Genomic DNA, 21,011 nt, shown 5'->3' with positions numbered 1-21,011 from the left:
AAAAATCTTTGCGCTCTTTGCGTTAAAAATATTAAAAAGTAAAAATGAAAAAATCAGTCGGAATCATCGGAGCCAACGGTTACACAGGAAGCGAACTTGTTCGATTGCTGGCTTTTCATCCCAATGTAGAGCTCAGGTTATTGTACAGCCGTTCCAATGCCGGGATTAAAATCTCTGATCTTTATCCCGATCTGGAATCGGTTTGTGATTTGGTTTTAGAAAACACTTTGCGGCCTGTTGATATCCTTTTTCTTTGTCTGCCGCATACCGAAAGTGCAAAGTGGTTGGCAAAGCGGCTTGCGGATACCGATGTTTTAATTATTGATTTAGGGAACGATTTCCGTTTGTCGGGTTATTTCGGTGACAGGGAATTTATTTACGGTTTGCCGGAGATTAATTTTTCGAAAATAAACCAGGCTAACAGCATTGCCAATCCCGGATGTTTTGCAACAGCAATTCAGCTGGCATTATTACCTTTAGCAAAAGAAAATCTACTGAAAGATGTTTACACAACAGGAATTACAGGTTCAACCGGAGCGGGGCAATCTTTGCAGCCTACAACCCATTTCACCTGGAGAAATGATAATATTTCGGCTTATAAAACACTCAATCATCAGCACGTTGATGAGATTTTGAAACAGGTTAATTTGCTGAATAAAGAAGAAGTAGAACTCAATTTTGTTCCTTGGAGAGGCGATTTTGCAAGGGGGATTTTCACAAGCTCTATTATCGGATGTGATTTGGAATTGGAAACAATTTACTCATTATATAAAGACTTCTACAAAGATTCGCCTTTTGTGAAGGTTTCAGAAAAATCGATTGATATGAAACAAGTTGTTAATACCAATTTCTGTGTCATATCAATCGAAAAACAAGGAAACAAAATAGCAGTTCATTCCGCGATTGACAATCTTCTGAAAGGCGCATCCGGACAAGCTGTCCAGAATATGAATATTGCCAACGGCTGGGAACAGACGCTCGGGCTAAACTTAAAACCTTTGGCTTTTTAAAAAAAATAATAGTCTTCGAGAACCTCAGGCTGACAATATTTAGTATTTGAATTGTCACGCTGAGCGGAGTCGAAGCGTTTGTGAGTTAGAAAACTATCAACTATCAACCGACAACAATTAACTAAAAATGAATTTATTCAACGTATATCCACTCTTCAATATCAATCCCGTAAAAGCCCAAGGTTCTTTTCTTTGGGACGAAAACGGACAGCAATATCTTGATTTTTATGGCGGTCACGCCGTGATTTCCATTGGCCACAATCATCCACATTATGTTGAGAAATTGAAGAATCAATTGGAGAAAATCAGTTTTTATTCCAATTCTGTAGAGAACAAAATTCAGGAGGAGCTGGCGGAAAAGTTAGGGGAATTATCTGGTTACGAAGATTATTCATTGTTCTTGTGTAATTCCGGAGCGGAAGCGAATGAAAATGCCTTGAAACTGGCTTCATTTCATAACGGGAAAAAGAAACTGGTTTATTTCTCCGAGTCTTTTCACGGGAGAACTTCGGCTGCAGTAGCAGTGACGGATAATCCCAAAATCGTTGCCCCAGTTAACGAATCTGAGAATTTTATCAAATGTGAATTTAATAATTCGGAAGAACTGAATAAGATTTTTGCTGAAAACCAAAATGAGATTTCTGCGGTTATTGTAGAAGGGATTCAGGGTGTTGGCGGGATCAATTTATTGGAAGAAAATTTCATTCAAACGATTGATAAATTATGCAAAGAAAATAATGCGGTTTTGATTTTAGATGAAGTTCAATCAGGTTACGGACGGTCGGGTAAATTCTTTGCACATCAGGAATTCGACATCAAGCCAGATTTAATCACGGTTGCCAAAGGAATGGGAAATGGTTTTCCAATGGGCGGCGTTTTGATTTCTCCGAAATTCCAGGCAAGTTACGGATTATTAGGAACAACGTTTGGCGGAAATCACCTCGCCTGTGTTGCCGGATTAGCAGTTTTGGAAGTCATCGAAAATGAAAATCTAATCGAAAATTCCGAAAAAATCGGTGCTTATATTGAAGAAAAAATCAAAAATTTCCCTCACATCAAAAAAATCAAAAGGCGCGGACTGATGATGGGCATCGAGCTGGATCAGCCTTGTGCCGATATAAGGAAAGAATTGTTGTTTGAACATTTTATCTTTACAGGCAACGCCAATGACAAAAATGTTTTGCGGATTTTACCGGCTCTTAATATTACGGAAAAAGAATCCGATTTGTTCATCAATGCCTTAGAAAAAACTTTGAAAAAGCTTAACCACAAAAGTAACAAAAGTCTTATTCAGAATTAACTGTTTAGACTATACAAAACTTTTGTGCCTTATGTGGTTATAACCTTTGATAAGTTTACGCCTTTGCGAACCTAAAAATGTTTTCAATAAAATTAAAAAAATCTTTGCGCACTTTGCGTTCAAAACAATTAAGAAATGAAAAATTTCACGTCGGTTGACAATATAGATAACTTGCAAAATACCATTGCAAAAGCTTTAAAAATAAAAGAAAACCCATTAGATAATCCAACCAAAGGAAAAGGGAAAACCATTGGACTGGTATTTCTTAATTCAAGCCTCAGGACGAGATTGAGTTCACAAATTGCAGCCCAGAATTTAGGTCTTAATGTCTTGGTTCTCAACGCTGCTCAGGAAGCCTGGAACCTGGAATTTGCGGACGGGACTGTGATGGATGGCAATACAGTGGAGCATATCAAGGATGCGATAGAGGTACTGAATCAATATTGCGACATCATTGCGGTGAGATGTTTTGCCGGGATGAAAAATAAAGAAGACGACGTTAACGAAAGTATCCTAAGCCAGTTTCTGAAATATGCGAAAGTTCCCGTGGTTTCCCTGGAATCTGCGACGCGACATCCTTTGCAAAGCCTCGCAGACTGTATCACCATTACAGAAAACTGGACCGAAAAAAGAAAACCTAAAGTCGTTTTGACTTGGGCACCTCATATCAAACCGATTGCGCACGCCGTTGGGAATTCTTTCACCGAATGGATGCAGCAGATGGACGTAGATTTTGTCATTACCAATCCGGAAGGTTATGATTTGGACAAAAAGTTTACAAAGGACACACCTGTCATTAATAATCAGGAAGAAGCCCTGAAAGATGCAGATTTTATTTATGTGAAAAACTGGTCATCTTTTGATGATTACGCAGCAATGCCGGAAGTGGAAGAAAACTGGATGCTCACCAACAAAAAACTGGAACAGACCAATAGTGCCAAAGTAATGCACTGTCTGCCGGTTCGTAGAAATCTGGAACTGAGCGATGAAGTGATGGACGGAGAAAACTCAATCATTTATCAGCAAGCAAAAAACAGAATCTTTTCTGCTCAGGTAGTTTTCAGTGAAATTTTGGATGAATTGGATAAAACACAAAAGTCACAAAAGATATAAATAGATTTATAATAAAAAACCTTAGCTGAGCGTAAGCGCCTTTGCGAACCTTAAAATATTTTCAATAATTAATAAAAACCTTTGCGCTCTTTGCGTTAAAAATAATGCAAAAACTACACATCATAAAAATCGGCGGAACTCTTATCGATGACAAAAAAGCATTGAAAGCTTTTCTTGCTCAATTTTCAGAAATCGAAGGCGCTAAAATACTGATTCACGGTGGTGGAAAATTAGCAGAAACTTTAGCTGAAAAGTTAAAAATAAGGCAAACAATGATTGATGGACGACGAATCACGAATAAGAAAACGTTGAAAATCGTAACAATGGTTTATGCAGGTAGAATCAATAAAAATTTGGTGGCAAAACTCCAAAGTTACGGTTGCAACGCGATTGGATTTTCGGGAGCGGATGGTAACCTCATCCAGGCCGAGAAAAGGCAGCATCCAAGTATTGATTTTGGATTTGTTGGCGATATTAACGAGAAAAGTATCAATCACGAATTGATGATCAATATAATAAATCTGGGTTTGGTTCCGGTGTTTTCTGCAATCACTCACGATAAAATGGGAAATCTGTTCAACACCAATGCAGACACGATTGCCGGAACTATCGCTCAGGCTTTATCAAAATATTATGAAACAGAATTGCTATTCTGTTTCGATAAAAACGGCGTCTTGGAAGATATCGAAGACGACAATTCAAATTTGAAAACAATTAACAGACAAGAATTTTCTGAATTAAAATCCGAAGGAAAACTTCATAAAGGGATTTTACCAAAGCTACACAATGCTTTCGTGGCCAAAGAAAATGGCGTAGAGAAAGTGTTTTTGATTAACGAAAAAAAACTATCAGCTCAAATAAAACAAGGAAATGAAGGAACTGAAATCTGTCTTTAGCCGGGAAGAATTAGCGGAAAACGCAGTCAAACTGCTGAAAAAACTCATCGCAACACCATCTATGAGCCGCGACGAATATAATGTTTCGCTGATTATAGAAGGCTTTTTCAATGAGCATCATATTGCCGTCAACCGCTTCAAAAATAATATCTGGGCAACTAATAAATATTTTGATCCGGCCAAACCATCGATTCTTCTCAATACACACCACGACACGGTAAAACCAAACAAAGCTTATACGCTGGATCCGTTTATCCCGGTGGAAAAAGACGGTAAATTATTCGGTTTGGGAAGCAATGATGCGGGTGCGTCTTTGGCAGCGATGGCGCAGACTTTCCTTTATTTTTATGAAGCCGAAAATTTGTCGCATAACCTGGTAATTGCTTTGACCGCTGAGGAAGAAATTTCAGGATTAGACGGTATCGAAGCTTTGTTTCCCCAGCTTCCGAATGTAGAATTAGCCATTGTTGGCGAACCAACCAAAATGAATCTCGCCATTGCGGAGAAAGGTTTACTGGTAATTGATGGCGAGATGACGGGAACGCCTTCCCACGCCGCGCATCCTAACGATAATAATGCGATTGTGAAGTGTATGGAGGATTTGCAGAATATCTTGAAATTCAAATTCCCAAAAGTTTCTGAATATCTGGGCGAAGTGAAGGTGACCTTGTCGGTGATCAATGCTGGTACGCAACATAACGTGGTTCCTGATAAATGCCAATTCACTTTGGATGTACGTGTGACGGATGAATATACCAATAGGGAAGTTTTCGGGATCATCCAGTCGCAGATGACATCCAAACTGACGCCAAGGTCTTTCCGTCTCAATTCCTCAAAAATTGATGTTAACCATCCGTTTGTTCAGGCAGGATTGGCTTTGGGCAGGACGACTTACGGTTCGCCGACCTCTTCGGACCAGGCCATTATTCCGTGCACATCGGTCAAATTAGGTGTTGGCGACAGCTTACGTTCCCACACTGCGGACGAGTTTGTTTATATTGATGAAATCCGCGAAGGCATTGATATTTATATCAAAATATTAGAGAAAATATTGTAAATAAATTTTAAGGATTTGGGCAGCTTTATCCGCCTGAGTTTATCCTGAGCTTGTCGAAGGGCTCCCAAACCTAACGGAGTGGTTCGACGAAGTCAATCTTTTTTGCTCACGATTTCAGTTTAAATAGAAATTAAGTACAAGCAAAAAAGGATTTCCGCTCAAGTCGGGCAGCAGATTCAGTAAAAAACAAGAGAATGTTGTAACCACAAAGTTTGTCATTCCGTAGGAAACCTAACGAAGTGGTTCGACGAAGTCAATCTAGACAATTGAGATTTCCTAAAGAATGACAAAAACACTTGAAGATTATTTAGTCTTAGTTGAGCGTCAGCGCCTTTGCGAACCTTAAATATTTTCAATAAAAATCAATAAAAAACTTTGCGCACTTTGCGTTCAAAATATTACAAAATGAAAAAAATCTGGCAAAAAGATAATACGAAAACCAATGATTTGGTTAACAAATTCACGGTCGGTAAAGACCTCGATTTTGACGATAGATTAGCAAAATACGATGTGTTGGGTTCTATTGCACACGCCAAAATGCTCGCAGAAGTCGGATTGATGCGCTTGGATGAAGAGCAGGCCATTGTTGCGGTTTTGGAAGAAGTTCTCTCCGAAATCGAAAAAGGAAGTTTTGAAATTGATAAAACGGCCGAAGACATCCATTCACAAATCGAAACGATTCTGATAGAGAAACTGGGTGAAACCGGGAAAAAAATCCACACCGCAAGATCCAGAAACGATCAGGTTTTAACAGATATCAAGTTATATCTTCTAGACGAAATCCGAGAAATTACAGAACGTGCCGACTCGTTTTTCCAGATTCTGAAAGATAAAGCCAATCAGCATAAAAATGTATTGTTGCCCGGTTATACACATTTCCAGGTGGCGATGCCGTCCTCTTTCGGATTGTGGTTTGGCGCCTATGCAGAAGCTTTGGTTGATGATTTGGAACTGCTGTTTGCAACAAAGAATATCATTAACAAAAATCCATTGGGCTCGGCCGCAGGTTATGGCTCATCTTTCCCGATTGACAGAGAAAGCACGACTTACAAATTAGATTTCAGAACACTGAATTATAATGTGGTTTATGCGCAAATGACGCGCGGAAAATCGGAGAAATTATTGGCGAATTCGCTTTCGGTTTTGGCTGGAACTTTAAGCAAGTTTTCTTATGATGTTTGTCTTTATTTGAGCCAGAATTTTGATTTCATAAGCTTTCCGAAAGAATTTACAACGGGAAGCAGTATAATGCCTCACAAAAAAAATCCTGACATTTTCGAATTGGTAAGAGCGAGATGCAACAGAATTCAAGGTTTGCCAAATGAATTGATTTTGTTGACCAATAATCTGCCTTCTGGTTATCATAGAGATTTGCAATTGACAAAAGAAATCCTTTTCCCTGCAATCGATTCTTTGAAAGAATGTTTGGAAATATTGATTTACACGCTTCCAAATATCGAAGTGAAAGACAATATTCTGGACGATGAAAAATATAAATACATCTTCAGCGTAGAAAAAATCAATGAAGAAGTGAAGAATGGGAAATCTTTCCGCGATGCTTATATCCAAATCGGTCAAGAGATTGAAAATGGTGTTTTTGAATACGATTACAAAGAACTCCATCATTCTCATCAAGGCAGTTTAGGAAATCTTTGCCTCGATGAAATCGAATATCAATTCAATAAAGTTAGAGATAAATTGTTGGGTTAATTATTGAAAAATTTATCGCAAAGGCGCAAAATGAAATTAAACTAAATGCTTTAAGGCACAAAGTCTTAACTTCGTTAAAGTGAGATAAATTGAAAATTTATCCTTTGCGACTCTGAGAAGTATTATAAATAAATTTTTTGCGACTTTGCGTTTAAATTTAGTTTTAATCCAACTTAAACTTAGTCGTCTTTTTAACTTCGGCAAGAACAATAGAACTGTGATATTGCCCGATGTTAGGACCGTTGGAGATTATATTGACCGTAAAATTATTGTACGAATTGATATCACTCGCAAGAATTTTCAACATATAATCATATTCGCCGGAAAGACTGATGATTTCCTGTACTTCATCATATTTGGAAATATAATCTTCGAATTCTTTAAGTGTTTTTTGAGATTGTTCTTTTAGACGAATATTGCAATAAACCACGATGTTGATGCCGAGTTTTTCTCGGTTCAAAATCGCAACATATTTTTCTACGACACCTTGTTTTTCAAGGTTTTTGATGCGTTCGTAAGTTGGAGTAAAAGTCAGTCCGATTTTTTCAGAAATTTCTTTTACAGATAGCGTAGAATCCTCTTGTAGAAGCGAAAGAATTAATTTGTCTTTTTTATCCAATCCCATAATGGCAAATCATTCTTTCAAAAGTAAAGAAAATTTTTGATTGTAAAAATTTTAGAGCAGAAGTTCATTCATATAACATAAAAAATTATGAATAAGATTTCATAATATAGAAAATATTGGTATCTTTGCACCCAATGAATCTGGTACAGAATTTAGCGATAACAACAATTGGCAAGTTTGCCGACAACAACAATATTTTTTATATTTAACGAAGTCTTTTTAGGCTTCGTTTTTTTTATTTAAAAATTTGAATTATGATTAAGCTTTCACGCGTTTCTACGGATAGTATAGAGAAAATTTTAAAAGAAGCTCAGGCGTTTTCAGAAGGAAAGATTAGCAAGATTGAAGGCGATGTTTTCGCCGCGAACCTGTTTTTTGAGAATAGCACGAGAACCAAAACAAGTTTTGAAGTTGCAGAAAAGAAATTGGGACTTCAAGTTATCGATTTCGAAGCTGATAAAAGTTCCATTGCAAAAGGCGAAACACTTTTGGATACGATTAAAACTCTGGAAGCTATTGGCGTAGAAGTCGCGGCAATCAGACATTCGGAAACACGTTATTATGACGCATTGAAAGATACTAAATTAAGTATCGTAAATGCAGGTGACGGAACGGGACATCATCCTTCGCAAGCCATTTTGGATGCAATGACAATCATTCAGGAATTTGGAAAGATTGAAGGTCTTAAAATTGGTATCGTGGGCGATGTCAAGCATAGCCGGGTTGCCAACTCCGGTGCCGGTTTGTTCAGAAGGATGGGAGCGAAGGTTTACTTTTCCGGCCCCGAATTTTGGTTTGACGAAGGGATGCTGGTCAACGGTACTTATATGCAGTTTGATGACCTGGTGAAAGAAGTTGATGTTTTGATTTTATTGAGGATCCAGCACGAGCGTCATGAGCGTCATTTCAATTTCAAACCGGAAGATTATCTGAAGAAATTCGGTTTGACAAAAGAACGTGAAGCGAAGATGAAACCTAATGCGATCGTTATGCATCCGGCACCAATCAACCGAGGTGTGGAAATTGATTCAGATTTAGTTGAATGTGAAAGGTCGAGAATTTTCAAACAAATGCAGAACGGCGTGTTTGCGCGAATGGCCATTTTAAAATTTGATTTAGAAAATAAAGGTTTCGAATTCAGCGATTCCAACAATTAAATATTATTCACGCTTTCGGGCGTGTTTTTTTTGAGGTAAAAAGAAAGGATGAGAGAAGCAGGAAGATGGAAGACTTCCAACACCCATCTTCAAACTTCCAGCATAAAAAATAAAAATGAAAAAGAAGTTAATATTAGAATCCGGCGAAGTTTTTCACGGAACAGGGTTTGGTACAGATAAAGATACCGACGGCGAAGTGGTTTTCAATACAGGGATGACCGGTTATCAGGAATTGATTTCTGACCCGAGTTACTGCGGACAAATCGTTTGCATGACTTATCCTTTGATCGGGAATTATGGGATCAACCGTGATGATTACGAGAGTATCGAGCCGGCCATTAAAGGTTTGATTGTAAAAGAATTGTGTGATTTGCCTTCCAATTTCAGGACACAGATGACTTTGGACGAATTATTCCAAAAGAAAAACCTGTCAGGGATTTCCGGGATTGATACCAGAAGACTGACAAGAATCCTGAGAAGCAAAGGCGTTGAGAAGGGGAAAATCGTGAATGCAGATGCAGACGAAAAAGCAGTTATCGAAGAGTTGAAATCAAAAACCTTTCCAACCAATCAGGTAGAACAAGTTTCTACAAAAACGCCTTATGCAAGTCCGGGAAGAGGTTTCAAAGTGGTTTTGGTTGATTTCGGTTCCAAATTAGGGATCATTCGAGAATTATCTCAAAGAAACTGTGATATCATTGTGGTTTCTCACGATACAACGGCAGAAGAAATTCTACTAATGGATCCAGACGGAATTATGCTTTCCAACGGCCCTGGCGATCCGGAAGATAATGCAGAAGCTTTGGTAATGATTCAGAAATTGTTGGGTAAAGTTCCAATTTTCGGGATTTGCTTAGGTCATCAGCTGATTGGTTTGGCTTGTGGCGCAAAAACTTACAAATTGAAATTCGGGCACAGAGGTGGCAATCATCCGGTTTTGGATTTGGAGAAAAATAGAGTAGCCATCACTTCGCAAAATCATGGCTATGCGATTGACCAGGATTCTTTGAAAAATACAGATTTGGTAGAAACTCACATCGCTCTGAATGACCGAACAAACGAAGGCGTAAAGCACAAAATTCATCCTTGCTTCTCAGTACAATATCACCCGGAAGCAAGTCCAGGCCCGGAAGACGCGAATTATTTGTTTGATGATTTTATCACTTTGATGGAAAATTTCAAAAAGTAGAATATTAATAATTTGGGCAGCTTAATCCGCCTTCCGCTCCCAATCTTTTTTGCAGACGATTTCAGTCTAAATAGAACTTGAGTCAAAGCAAAAAAGGATTTCCGCTCAAGTCGGGCTGCGAGCAATTCGCTTTTAAAATAAGGAGGAAATATTAATTCGTAGGTGAAATCCTATGAAATGAAAATTAAATAAAATCGGTTTTCCGACATCTAATATAAAAATGAAAAGAACAGATATACAAACAATTTTAGTAATCGGCTCAGGTCCAATCATTATTGGTCAGGCTGCGGAATTTGATTATTCGGGGACACAGGCTTGCCTTTCGCTTAAAGAAGAAGGCTACAAAGTGATTTTGATTAATTCCAATCCGGCAACGATAATGACGGATGTAGAGATTGCCGATAAAGTTTATATCGAACCGATTTCTCTGGAATTCGTTTCAAGGATTATCCGCAAAGAACGTCCGGATGCGCTTCTTCCAACTTTGGGAGGGCAAACCGGACTGAATATGGCGGTGCAGCTGGAAAATTCCGGGATTCTGGAAGAATGCAAAGTAGAAGTGCTAGGCACGAAGCTTTCCGCGATCAATCAGGCCGAAGACAGGGACCTTTTCAGGGAATTGATGCGCGAGCTAAACGAGCCGGTCCCGGATTCTGACATTGTGCATACCGTACAAGAATCATTGGCTTTTGCCGAAAGGATTGGCTATCCGGTGATTGTGCGCCCTGCTTTTACGATGGGCGGAACCGGCGGCGGAATTGCTTCCAACGAAACCGAACTGAAAGAGATTGCAGAATTAGGACTGAAATATTCTCCCGTAACGCAATGCCTAATTGAGAAATCCATTGCCGGTTTCAAAGAAATCGAATACGAAGTAATGCGGGATTCCAACGACAATGCCATTGTGGTTTGTAATATGGAAAACATCGATCCCGTAGGTGTCCACACCGGAGATTCGATTGTAGTGGCGCCTTCGCAAACACTTTCTGACAGAGAATATCAATTGCTTAGAAATGCTTCTTTGAAGATTATCAGAGCTTTAGGAATCGAAGGTGGATGTAACGTTCAGCTGGCATTAGACCCGCATTCATTCAATTATTATATTATCGAGGTTAATCCTAGAGTGTCGCGTTCATCGGCTTTGGCAAGTAAAGCAACCGGTTATCCGATTGCAAAAATCGCTGCGAAAATTGCCGTTGGTTTGACCTTGGACGAAATCAAAAATCCGGTAACAGGAACGTCTTACGCTTGTTTTGAGCCAGCTCTGGATTATGTGGTAACTAAGTTCCCAAGATTCCCTTTCGATAAATTTGAAACGGCCGACAGAAGATTGTCAACTCAGATGAAAGCAACGGGTGAAGTAATGGCCATCGGAAGAAATTTTGAAGAATCTTTGCAGAAAGCCATCCGTTCTCTGGAAACGGGATTAAGACACTTAGGCTTAAAGAAAAAACAGGCTGAAGCCTTAACACCGGAGCAGATAGAAAGAAGAATCCGGGTTTGTGACGATGAAAGATTATTCATTATTGGCGATGCTTTACGAAGAGGTTACGATTGGGAGCAGATTGTGGAATGGAGCAAAATAGATAAATTCTTTATCTGGAAGATCAAAAAACTGATTGACTTCGAAAAAACGATTGCAGATAATAGATTTGATAAAGACATTCTTCTGGAAGCTAAAAAATTAGGTTTTGCAGATCTCAATATAGCCCATCTTTGGGAAACGACTCAAAAAGAGGTTTTTAAGTTCAGAAAAGACAACGGAATAATGCCGGTTTACAAAATGGTGGATACCTGTGCGGCAGAATTTGAGTCCGAAACGCCTTATTTCTACGGAACTTACGAAGATGAGAATGAAAGTGTCGTTTCTGATAAAGAGAAAATTATTGTCCTTGGATCCGGGCCTATCAGAATTGGGCAGGGCGTGGAGTTTGATTATGCAACGGTGCATTCGGTTTGGGCAATTCAGGAGATGGGTTATGAGGCGATTATCATTAATAATAATCCGGAAACAGTGTCCACAGATTTCTCTATTTCTGATAAATTGTACTTTGAACCATTGGCCGAAGAAGATGTGATGAACATCATCGAACTCGAAAAACCAAAAGGCGTTGTAGTGCAGTTTGGAGGACAGACGGCCATTAATCTGGCAGATAAACTCGCAGCGCACGGTGTCCAGATCCTGGGGACTTCGCTGGAAGATCTGGACAGAGCAGAGAACAGAGATAAATTCGAAAAAGCTTTACAAGATTTAGGAATTCCACAACCGCTTGGGAAAACTTCGACTTCTAAAGAAGAGGCCATCGTGATTGCCAATGAGATAGGCTATCCTGTTTTGGTGCGCCCAAGTTACGTATTGGGTGGCCGTGCGATGGAAATTGTTTATAACGAATCAGAGCTCGCTCATTACATGGAAAATGCGGTGGAAGCCAGCCCGGACCAGCCCGTTTTGATTGACCGCTATTTAACTGGTCAGGAAGTTGAAGTGGATGCTATCTGTGATGGTGAAACGACCGTTATCCCCGGTATTATGGAGCATATAGAACGGGCCGGTGTACACAGTGGAGACTCCATTGCGGTCTATCCGCCTCAGAATTTAACCGAATCTCAGATCAAAACACTGGAAGATTATACCATCCGTTTAGCAAAAGGGCTTAAGGTTATTGGATTAATGAACATCCAGTACGTGATTTCCGGAGGCGAGGTTTATGTGATCGAAGTCAATCCTCGTTCATCCAGGACAGTGCCTTTCTTATCAAAAATAACCGATGTGCCAATGGCTAAGCTGGCTACCAAAGCCATCCTGGGCGCTAAACTCAAAGATCTCGGCTATACATCCGGACTGGTTCCGAATAAAGAAGGCGTCTATGTAAAAGTCCCGGTATTCTCTTTCAGCAAATTAACCAAAGTTGATATACAGCTGGGCCCTGAAATGAAGTCTACGGGAGAAGTGATGGGGAAAGATTTGACGCTGGAAAAAGCTTTGTATAAAGGTTTAATCGGGGCTGGAAGAAAAGTGCCAACGCATGGGTCAATCCTGTTTACCGTTGCAGATGCTGACAAGGGAGAAGCTGCTGCAATAGCTAAAAGGTTTTACGATATCGGATTCAGGATCTGGGCGACAGAAGGAACGGCGAAATACTTCGAGGAAAAAGGAATCCATACAAAAATCGGTTATAAAATAGGAGAGGAAGATGTCAACTTAATTGATTTGATTCAAAAAGGCAAAGTTCAATATGTTGTAAATACGACTACAAAAGGAAAACAAGCCGAAAGAGACGGTTTCCAAATCCGAAGAATGTCGGTGGAAAACGGTGTGCCCTGTTTAACATCTATGGATACCGTAGAAGCGATCCTGAAAGTCATAGAAAGCATGACCTTCAAAATGGAAGCGATGTAAATACTATAAATATTTTACTTAAGCCTCATAGGTTTCCGGGACCTATGAGGTTTTTTGTTTAAAAAAGTTATTTTATCCCATGATTTTCCTATTATTGTTAAAAATATTTTGTAAAATTTAAAATATGGCAGGGAAAAGTTCGGTGAACCAGTCGATGGTGATTATTGGGATTCTATTTTTTATTTTTGGATTTGTCACCTGGCTTAATGGTCCATTAATTACGTTTGTGAAGTTTGCTTTTGATCTGGATACAGACTCCAAAGCCTTTTGGGTAACTTTCGCTTTCTATATTTCTTATTTCTTTTTAGCAATTCCATCCTCGTATATTCTGGAGAAAACGGGAATGAAAAAAGGAATGGCTATAGGGTTATTGGTGATGGCTGCAGGCACTTTGGCTTTTGGCGAATTTTCTACAAAAAGATTTTATGTGCCGGCTTTAGCCGGGCTTTTTGTAATTGGCTCCGGATTATCTTTATTGCAAACGGCATCCAATCCCTATATCAGCATTCTGGGGCCGATAGAATCGGCCGCAAAACGCATCAGCTTTATGGGGATCTGTAATAAATTGGCGGGGATTCTGGCGCCATTTATTTTCTCAGCTTTGGTTTTTCACGGTTTGGATGATCTTCCGGCGGCTTTAGCAAAATCACTTCCGGCAGAAAAAGAGAATATCTTGAATCAGTTTGCTTCCAGGATTTTGTGGCCTTACCGGATTATGGCAATAATACTGATTGGCCTTTCATTTTGGATTTCGAGATCGGCTCTGCCTGAGATTGATTCCGCTTCTGCCAATGCAGAACCTTTGGGAGATCAGGCATCAGCAATCGCCAAAACTTCGGTACTGCAATTTCCGCATTTGGTTTTAGGTGTACTCTGCTTATTTCTATATGTGGGTGCGGAAGTAATGGCTGGGGATGTCATCGGGATTTATGCACAAAGTTTTGGGATTCCACCGGCAAAATCTGCATTATATACTTCATTAACATTAGCGTTTATGCTGATCGGTTACTTAATAGGGATTGTTGGGATTCCAAAATATTTCTCGCAGCAGTTTGCGCTTAAAGTTTCTGCAATTCTGGGGATTATATTTGCCGGCGGCGCTTTTGCAACACACGGGATGACGTCTGTTTTCTTCGTAGCCTTATTGGGATTAGCCAATGCTTTGATGTGGCCTGCGATATGGCCATTAGCAATATCGGGATTGGGGAAATTTACAGAAAAAGGATCTGCGCTGTTGATTATGGGGATTGCCGGTGGGGCAGTTGTTCCGAAATTATTTGCAGCTCTGAAGACTGCAGAAAACTTTCAGTTCGTATTTTCGGGGATTATGGTTGCCTGCTATCTTTTTATTCTTTTTTATTCGATAAAGGGTTGTAAATTGGGGAAATAAAATTTCACTGAATAATAAAATCAAAGATTATCCACCTTCAAAATAAAATTAATAATATGAGAAAAAAAGTATCATCCATTTTATCACTAGGGCTGTTCTCTATAGGATTATTGTCCTGTGCAACCGTCCACGACCGTCTTAATACGGGGACTATTGTAAGAGATTGCACCGGGACTTATCTCCGTACAGGCAGCAACGAAGATTATCTGATCTGCAATGCTGACGTGGTTGAGTCTAAGAAAGAAGGCGAAAAAGTATCGCTCATTTTTGATTACACCAAAACCTGCGCAGAAAGAGACGGCAAAATTATGTGTATGATGTTCCACGAGAACAAAGGGATGATCAGGGTCAAAGAGGTCAGGTAAAGGGCTCAATGTTTGTGCAAGACCAGTTAATCAACTGGTCTTTTGTTTTTTAGAAGTATCAGTCATCCTTTGAGAACAACTGCCTGTATAACGCCTAAGGATCAAAGGTTAACGTTATATTCTTTCAAGTTGATCAGGGCTGATGGTTGTTTTGAAAGTTCCGTAGTTGACAATCACTTTATTCCTGGAGATTTTCTCAATAGTTCCCACGCTGGTACTGCCGGCAATACGTACGCGTTGTCCTTCTTTCATCCAGACAGCCCGTTCGGCCTGTCGTTTTTCTTCCAGTTTTTCGTGTGTTTCTGCGATCTTTTCCTGGATATCTTCTTTTTTAAGCTGTTGCGTAATTTTGCGTTTTACGATCTGCAGCCGTTTGCTTTCATCTTTGTCGGCCCCCAGCTTACGGAATTTTTCCTGCTCCAGTATTTTCACAAAATCTTTCACCACATCCTTGCGGGATTTGCCTTTCACATAGCTGTCGATAAAGTTTTCGATCTTGTTTCCAAACTGCAGTTTACGGTGTTCATCTTCGTAAAGCTTCTGGAAACTAAAAAGCTTTTGCTGTAACTGCTCATTCAGTTTCTGCAGGTTGTCACGCTTATCTTCTACAGAGTCGCGCGTCTCTGCAAGGTTGGTTTTCAGTTTCTCGACTTCAAATTTCTCCTGCTGTAGTTTTACAATGGTTTTATCGAGATTTACGATGTCATGTTCCACCTTTTTTCGGGCATTTTTTATGATAAATGCAGGAATCTTGTTTTTCTCTGCCACTTCAAAGGTGAAAGAACTGCCGGCCTGGCCAATCTCCAGTTTGTAGAGCGGCTCCAGCGAATGCTCATCAAAAAGCATGGCCGCATTGGTAGCGGCCGGCAGCTGTTCCACAACCAGTTTGATATTGGTATAATGGGTGGTAATAATGCCAAAGCTCTTTTTGTCGTAGAAATACTCCATAAAACTTTCTGCCAGTGCGCCACCCAGTTCCGGATCAGACCCGGTCCCGAATTCGTCAATCAGCAAAAGTGTTTTGTTATCAGCCTCGCGGATCATTCCGGACATTTTCTTTAGTCGGGAAGAGTAGGTGGAGAGATGGTTTTCTATCGATTGGTTATCGCCAATATCGGTCATGATTTTATCAAAGAAAAACATTTCTGATTTGGGATGCACAGGCACCAGGATTCCGCTCTGGATCATCAGTTGTAATAGGCCTACGGTTTTGAGCGTGATCGACTTACCGCCGGCGTTGGGGCCGGAGATGCAGATGATGCGGTTATGCTCGGTTAAAGTTAAAGACTGCGAATAAATGGCCTTGTTTTCGTTTTTGTTGCGGATCCACAGCAACGGATGGTAGGCTTCTTTTAGGCGGAGCGTCTGGTGACGGTTGATTTTTGGTAAAATACCATTGACTCTCTCTGCAAATTTTGCCTTGGCGCGGATCATATCCAGATCAAATATATAGGCCTGGTAATCGCTGAGCTGTGGTTTGTATTCGGCTAATTCCGAGGTCAATGCCCGCAGTATCTTGTCGATTTCTTTTTTCTCTTCTTCCTGATTTTCCCTGAGCTTAAAGTAATGTTTTACCACGCTCTCAGGCTGTATATAGGTGATGGATCCGGTTTTTGAAATTCCCAGAACCCTGCCTGCAACCCGCTTCTTAAATCCTGATTTAACGGCCAGTACGCGCTGGTCATCAATAATACTTTCCCTGATATCCTCCAGAAAATCAGAATTGGAAGACAGCGATCTGTTAAAGTTTTCATCAATGGCTTTTCGGGCGTACTGGATCTCGGTCCTAAGTGTTTTCAGCGTTGCAGAAGCTTCGCTTTTAACTTCCCCAAAGCGGTTAAAGACCTTGTCTACCTTATCGATGATCTCTTTCCTGAATTCCAGATCCTGCACTTCCTCCAAAAGACTAGGGAATGCTTCTGCAAACTGAGGGAAAAATCGCTGAAGTTTACCGATCTGCTCGGTAATCTGTTTGATTTTAATAAATGATTTATTCTCCAGGCGGTAATTCTCGATATGCATCAGCCGGAGTTCTTCTTCTATATCCTCATATTCGTCAAAGGGGATCGCATTATCGCTTTCAAAACTGGTCAGGAATTCGGAGGTTTTTTTCAGTGCTGCCTCTGCCTCATCAATGGGCATGGGAAGCAGGTTCATAATTCGGTCGGCAGTTTTTGGGGCGTAAGCAAAAGGTACAATCTCCGCAAGCAGTTCCGGAAATTCGAGTTCGTTAAGATCGGTCTGATTAATTTTCACCCTGCAAATTTACAAATTTGAAAATTGAAATCTAAGTGCAGTCCAGCCCTGACTGATTCAAAATATTTTGGGATTTTTTGTCGCTAAAAATCAATTGCTGTAGCGTTAATAGTCGCTTTTTATTTCAAATTTATCCTTATTTCAATGAAAATGACTTCAAATTAACACCATCACCTTCAAAAACAATCCTGATTTTGTTTTCCCCTTTCTTCAGTGCAATAGCTATCGTGGTAATTGTTTTCCATTGCAGTAGCAATCGAGATATTAAAAAAGGGGAACAATAGAAGCTTCTTTCTATTTGTTTGAGGGCGATTATAAAATGGTGTACAAACAAATATATCTAACTCGTAGTGCATTATCAAACGAGATTTATTTTTAGGTTGTTTATATTTCTATCAAAAATAAATCTATTCAAAAACTGAATAGTTGTAAGGGTTGTAATTTTAGCCAAAATTCTTGTTTTAAAACCTTCAAAAGTTTTGGCGTAGTTTCTTCTAATCATAAATTGGTCACAAAGTTGAGAAAATAATGTTTCTATTCTCTTGCGATATTTTTTGAACTGATAGAACTGTGGTTTGTAGTCTTTTTGATTTTTCCTTTTAGGGGTTTCCAACTCTATATTTACCTCATTGAATAAGTCTAACTGGATGGTTTGGGATAAATAGCCTTTGTCCCCAAGCAACACACAGTCAGATATTTGGAGTTTTATATCTTGCAAGTAGTGGATGTCGTGAACGGATGCAGGAGAAATATCAAAACTCTGAAAAACCCCAGAAATTGAACAGACAGCATGTAGTTTATATCCATAAAAATGGAGATTCTGCGAAGCACAAAATCTTTTGTTGGGATAAGCATAATCTACATCTTTGCAAATCCTGCTTCTGGAGGAACGAGATAGTTTACATATTTCCAAAGGCATGCTGTCTACTACAAAGTAATTTTCAGATTCATTCAATTTATCCACCATTTTCATTCTTATTTCTTCGATAAAAGGAAATAGTTTTCGCTTTCTTCTGTTATAAACACTTCTATCAATTTTTGGTTCAATTTCAAAACCCTTTATATCTCTAAAAAGTTGATGTTCGGAATCAATGGACTTAAATTCAGCCAGAATGATCAAACTAATTAACTCTATATCAGACAGTTTTGGTTTTATTGGTTTAAAATAAAAATTTTCAATTTCTGATATTTCTCTTAAATTATCTAGAATTAAATTGTAACTCGCTTCAAGGTTGCTCATAATCGTATTTGATTGGTAGTCAATACAATATACTAATTTTTAGTCACTTGAGCAACCTTTTTTATAATGCACTACGGGTTAATAATAATTTTAAAATACTCTCGACAGGGACTTACGAAATTACCGGCTATGTAGGTTATAATCCATGGGTAGAGACCAATTGCACAACTTATCAGACGGAGTCCACCTGTACTGCAGCTCTGGATTTTATCCTGCAAAGATCTACGGATAATGGCGGTACATGGAGTCAGGTTGCAAAATCAAGTACGGTTTGGGGCGTGGGAACAGGCGATAGAAACAGATCTGTTATTGTTGCGCCGTTTGTTATCAGTCTTAATGAAAATGATCTGATAAGGGCTGTTGTGGGAAAAGGTTCTGCGACCAATCATGGTGCTAAAAGCCTGCTTTATATAGAGGCAGGGACAGGGCTGTCATACTCCAGGCTTTTGAGATTTCAAAAACTTAATTGATTTAATATTTTATTTGTATTTAATATGAGACTGCTACATATTTTCACGTGTTTGTTTTTTGCATCCGCATATTCTCAGGTTGGCATAGGCACGTCATCTCCCAATTCTTCCGCTTTATTGGATATGACCTCTACTAATAAGGGCTTTTTATTGCCAAGGCTAAACCTTACAGGTATTAATGATAATACGAGCATTCTAAATCCTGCCAACGGCCTCCTGGTTTTTAATCTTGCTGCTGCTGGCACAGGATCCAATGCTGTTGCCGCCAACTCATTGTATTTTCGGCAGAATTCGGTTTGGCAAAAATTTACATCTGATGCTGAAGTCAGTATTCTGGAATCATCTAATCAATATGTCTTAAGGTCTGTTGCTAATCAGGTACTGACGGATGTGCAGGTTTCCAGCATTAACAGTAGCGAAACTTACGAAGTGCCTGTTATCTGGTCTTCTGATGAAGTACTTATTGATGATCCTAATGATATAGAATTGATGGCAAACAATCAAACTTTTAAAGTAAAAACCACGGGTTATTACAGAGTTTTAGCCAATTTTAGTTTTACCCCAAAAAGAAGCGTAACGGAGAATAATTCCAATTATTCGTATGTCACTATAAGTTTGCTGCAGTCCAAAGATAGCGGTGTCACTTGGATACCTGTTTCGGGAACTGCAATGCCTTTTGATAATGGTTCTACAGCTCAGTCGCAAACATTAATTATACCAAGAACGATACTGAGTTTTGCAAAAGATGACCAGTTAAAAATCAGTATATCAAAGCCCGGTACCGCTACGCCCGTTTATGGTTCAGGAGCAGGTATTGTTGCAAAAACCACTGGAGATATTACAAAGCTTTTCAGGATTAGGAATGTTAATTAATCCCTTCATCCAACAGGGTGTGGATATCGATAATGCCATAATATTGGCCTTCGTCTGTGACGATTAGCTGGCCAATATTATACTGTTTTAGCATCTGCATGGCTTCTTTAGCCAATTTGTTTTTATCAATCGTTTTGGGGTTTCTACTGATGATGTCCGCAGCTTTTACATTTTTGATATCATCCTGATTCATTAGCATCCGGCGGATGTCTCCATCGGTAATGACTCCCACAATCTCTTCTTTTTCTATAACAACAGTAATACCATGCTTGGAGGCGCTGACAGAGATGATCACGTCTTTTATCCCGGATTCCGGAGAAACCTCAGGTTTGTTTTGAGATACAAATTGCTCCACTTTTGCAGTCAGGTTTTTCCCAAGAATTCCTCCCGGATGGAACTTTGCAAAATCGGTATCTTTAAAATCCTTCAGTTCCATCAGACATACAGCCAGAGCGTCTCCCAAAGCCATTTGTACGGTAGTAGAACTGGTTGGTGCCAGTTTGTTGGGGCAGGCTTCTTTGTCTACATGGGTATTGAGGACGATGTCTGCGGCTTTGCCCAATTTACTTTCCGGATTGCCCGTCATCCCAATCAGAGCAGCAGAATACTCTTTGAGGAATGGGAGGAGGTTAACAATCTCCGGCGAGTTCCCGGAATAGGAGATACATAGCACAACATCCTGCTTTTGAACAACACCCAGATCGCCGTGGATCGCTTCTGCAGCGTGCAAAAACTGCGATGGCGTACCAGTTGAGTTGAGCGTGGCGACTATTTTGTTAGCCACGTGTGCCGATTTTCCAATGCCCACAACGATCAGTTTACCCTTGGATTCATTGATGGTTAAAACGCTTTTTATAAATGCGTCGCTAAGACGGTTTCGCAAATTGGTAAGTTCATTAATTTCTGTATCAATCGCAAGCCTGGCATTGGCCATTATTTCTTTTGGATCCAAAATATGTG

General features: G+C 39.6%; 17 protein-coding genes. 13 read left to right on the top strand and 4 right to left on the bottom strand.

All coding sequences use genetic code 11. The features are described 5' to 3' along the window. Positions 1-44: 44 nt before the first annotated feature. The 6 genes from argC (at position 45) to argH (ending at position 7,086) form a co-directional block, all read left to right on the top strand. Positions 45-1,010 carry an N-acetyl-gamma-glutamyl-phosphate reductase gene (gene argC, locus B0B05_RS01565; protein WP_076781750.1) on the top strand — a complete coding sequence of 322 codons (966 nt, stop codon included), beginning with the start codon at positions 45-47 and terminating at the stop codon, positions 1,008-1,010. A 127-nt stretch (positions 1,011-1,137) separates the two neighbouring features. After that, on the top strand, positions 1,138-2,310 hold the full coding sequence (locus tag B0B05_RS01560) for an aspartate aminotransferase family protein (RefSeq protein WP_076781749.1): 1,173 nt from the start codon (positions 1,138-1,140) through the stop codon (positions 2,308-2,310). A 135-nt stretch (positions 2,311-2,445) separates the two neighbouring features. After that, positions 2,446-3,423: a Rossmann-fold NAD(P)-binding domain-containing protein gene (locus B0B05_RS01555; RefSeq protein WP_076781748.1), complete on the top strand. Its 978-nt coding sequence runs from the start codon at positions 2,446-2,448 to the stop codon at positions 3,421-3,423. Between the two features lie 104 nt (positions 3,424-3,527). Then, positions 3,528-4,319 (top strand): acetylglutamate kinase, encoded by a 792-nt coding sequence (argB, locus tag B0B05_RS01550; RefSeq protein WP_076781747.1) that lies wholly within the window; start codon positions 3,528-3,530, stop codon positions 4,317-4,319. Further along, positions 4,294-5,376 carry a M20 family metallo-hydrolase gene (locus B0B05_RS01545; protein WP_076781746.1) on the top strand — a complete coding sequence of 361 codons (1,083 nt, stop codon included), beginning with the start codon at positions 4,294-4,296 and terminating at the stop codon, positions 5,374-5,376. The genes argB and B0B05_RS01545 overlap by 26 nt, the downstream gene beginning before the upstream one ends. A gap of 405 nt (positions 5,377-5,781) precedes the next feature. Further along, complete coding sequence (argH, locus tag B0B05_RS01540) at positions 5,782-7,086, top strand: argininosuccinate lyase (protein ID WP_076781745.1); 1,305 nt, start codon at positions 5,782-5,784, stop codon at positions 7,084-7,086. 163 nt (positions 7,087-7,249) lie between these two features. On the opposite strand, the gene B0B05_RS01535 is transcribed toward argH, so the two are convergent. Then, positions 7,250-7,711 (bottom strand): Lrp/AsnC family transcriptional regulator, encoded by a 462-nt coding sequence (locus tag B0B05_RS01535; RefSeq protein WP_076781744.1) that lies wholly within the window; start codon positions 7,709-7,711, stop codon positions 7,250-7,252. A 254-nt stretch (positions 7,712-7,965) separates the two neighbouring features. Between B0B05_RS01535 and B0B05_RS01530 the strand changes: the two genes are divergently transcribed. The 5 genes from B0B05_RS01530 (at position 7,966) to B0B05_RS01510 (ending at position 15,212) form a co-directional block, all read left to right on the top strand. Next, positions 7,966-8,868 (top strand): aspartate carbamoyltransferase catalytic subunit, encoded by a 903-nt coding sequence (locus B0B05_RS01530; protein WP_076781743.1) that lies wholly within the window; start codon positions 7,966-7,968, stop codon positions 8,866-8,868. A gap of 115 nt (positions 8,869-8,983) precedes the next feature. After that, entirely contained in the window at positions 8,984-10,057 is a 1,074-nt protein-coding gene (locus B0B05_RS01525) for a carbamoyl phosphate synthase small subunit (RefSeq protein ID WP_076781742.1), read from the top strand. A gap of 220 nt (positions 10,058-10,277) precedes the next feature. Further along, positions 10,278-13,457 carry a carbamoyl-phosphate synthase large subunit gene (carB, locus tag B0B05_RS01520; RefSeq protein WP_076781741.1) on the top strand — a complete coding sequence of 1,060 codons (3,180 nt, stop codon included), beginning with the start codon at positions 10,278-10,280 and terminating at the stop codon, positions 13,455-13,457. A 124-nt stretch (positions 13,458-13,581) separates the two neighbouring features. Further along, positions 13,582-14,847 carry a sugar MFS transporter gene (locus tag B0B05_RS01515; RefSeq protein WP_076781740.1) on the top strand — a complete coding sequence of 422 codons (1,266 nt, stop codon included), beginning with the start codon at positions 13,582-13,584 and terminating at the stop codon, positions 14,845-14,847. Positions 14,848-14,903: 56 nt separating this feature from the next. Then, positions 14,904-15,212: a hypothetical protein gene (locus tag B0B05_RS01510; protein ID WP_076781739.1), complete on the top strand. Its 309-nt coding sequence runs from the start codon at positions 14,904-14,906 to the stop codon at positions 15,210-15,212. Between the two features lie 114 nt (positions 15,213-15,326). Here the strand turns inward: B0B05_RS01510 and B0B05_RS01505 are convergent, their stop codons facing one another. After that, complete coding sequence (locus B0B05_RS01505) at positions 15,327-17,468, bottom strand: endonuclease MutS2 (protein WP_076781738.1); 2,142 nt, start codon at positions 17,466-17,468, stop codon at positions 15,327-15,329. A 358-nt stretch (positions 17,469-17,826) separates the two neighbouring features. Continuing rightward, positions 17,827-18,708, bottom strand: coding sequence for an IS982 family transposase (locus tag B0B05_RS01500; protein ID WP_076781737.1), 882 nt, complete (start codon positions 18,706-18,708; stop codon positions 17,827-17,829). Positions 18,709-18,755: 47 nt separating this feature from the next. On the opposite strand from B0B05_RS01500, the gene B0B05_RS01495 reads away from it, so the two are divergent. Together B0B05_RS01495 and B0B05_RS01490 are read left to right on the top strand one after the other, a co-directional pair. Further along, positions 18,756-19,178 carry a hypothetical protein gene (locus B0B05_RS01495; RefSeq protein ID WP_076781736.1) on the top strand — a complete coding sequence of 141 codons (423 nt, stop codon included), beginning with the start codon at positions 18,756-18,758 and terminating at the stop codon, positions 19,176-19,178. Positions 19,179-19,202: 24 nt separating this feature from the next. Next, the gene (locus B0B05_RS01490; protein WP_143745925.1) at positions 19,203-20,051 is read left to right on the top strand and encodes a hypothetical protein; all 849 of its coding nucleotides are present in this window, start codon (positions 19,203-19,205) and stop codon (positions 20,049-20,051) included. On the opposite strand, the gene B0B05_RS01485 is transcribed toward B0B05_RS01490, so the two are convergent. Beyond that, positions 20,044-20,985 carry a KpsF/GutQ family sugar-phosphate isomerase gene (locus B0B05_RS01485; protein WP_076781734.1) on the bottom strand — a complete coding sequence of 314 codons (942 nt, stop codon included), beginning with the start codon at positions 20,983-20,985 and terminating at the stop codon, positions 20,044-20,046. The two genes, B0B05_RS01490 and B0B05_RS01485, sit on opposite strands and share 8 nt — an antisense overlap. Positions 20,986-21,011: the final 26 nt, after the last annotated feature.

The sequence above is a fragment of the Epilithonimonas bovis DSM 19482 genome, from assembly GCF_900108115.1.
Classification (GTDB): Bacteria; Bacteroidota; Bacteroidia; order Flavobacteriales; family Weeksellaceae; genus Epilithonimonas; species Epilithonimonas bovis.
This window is presented reverse-complemented; position numbering and strand designations above follow the sequence as displayed.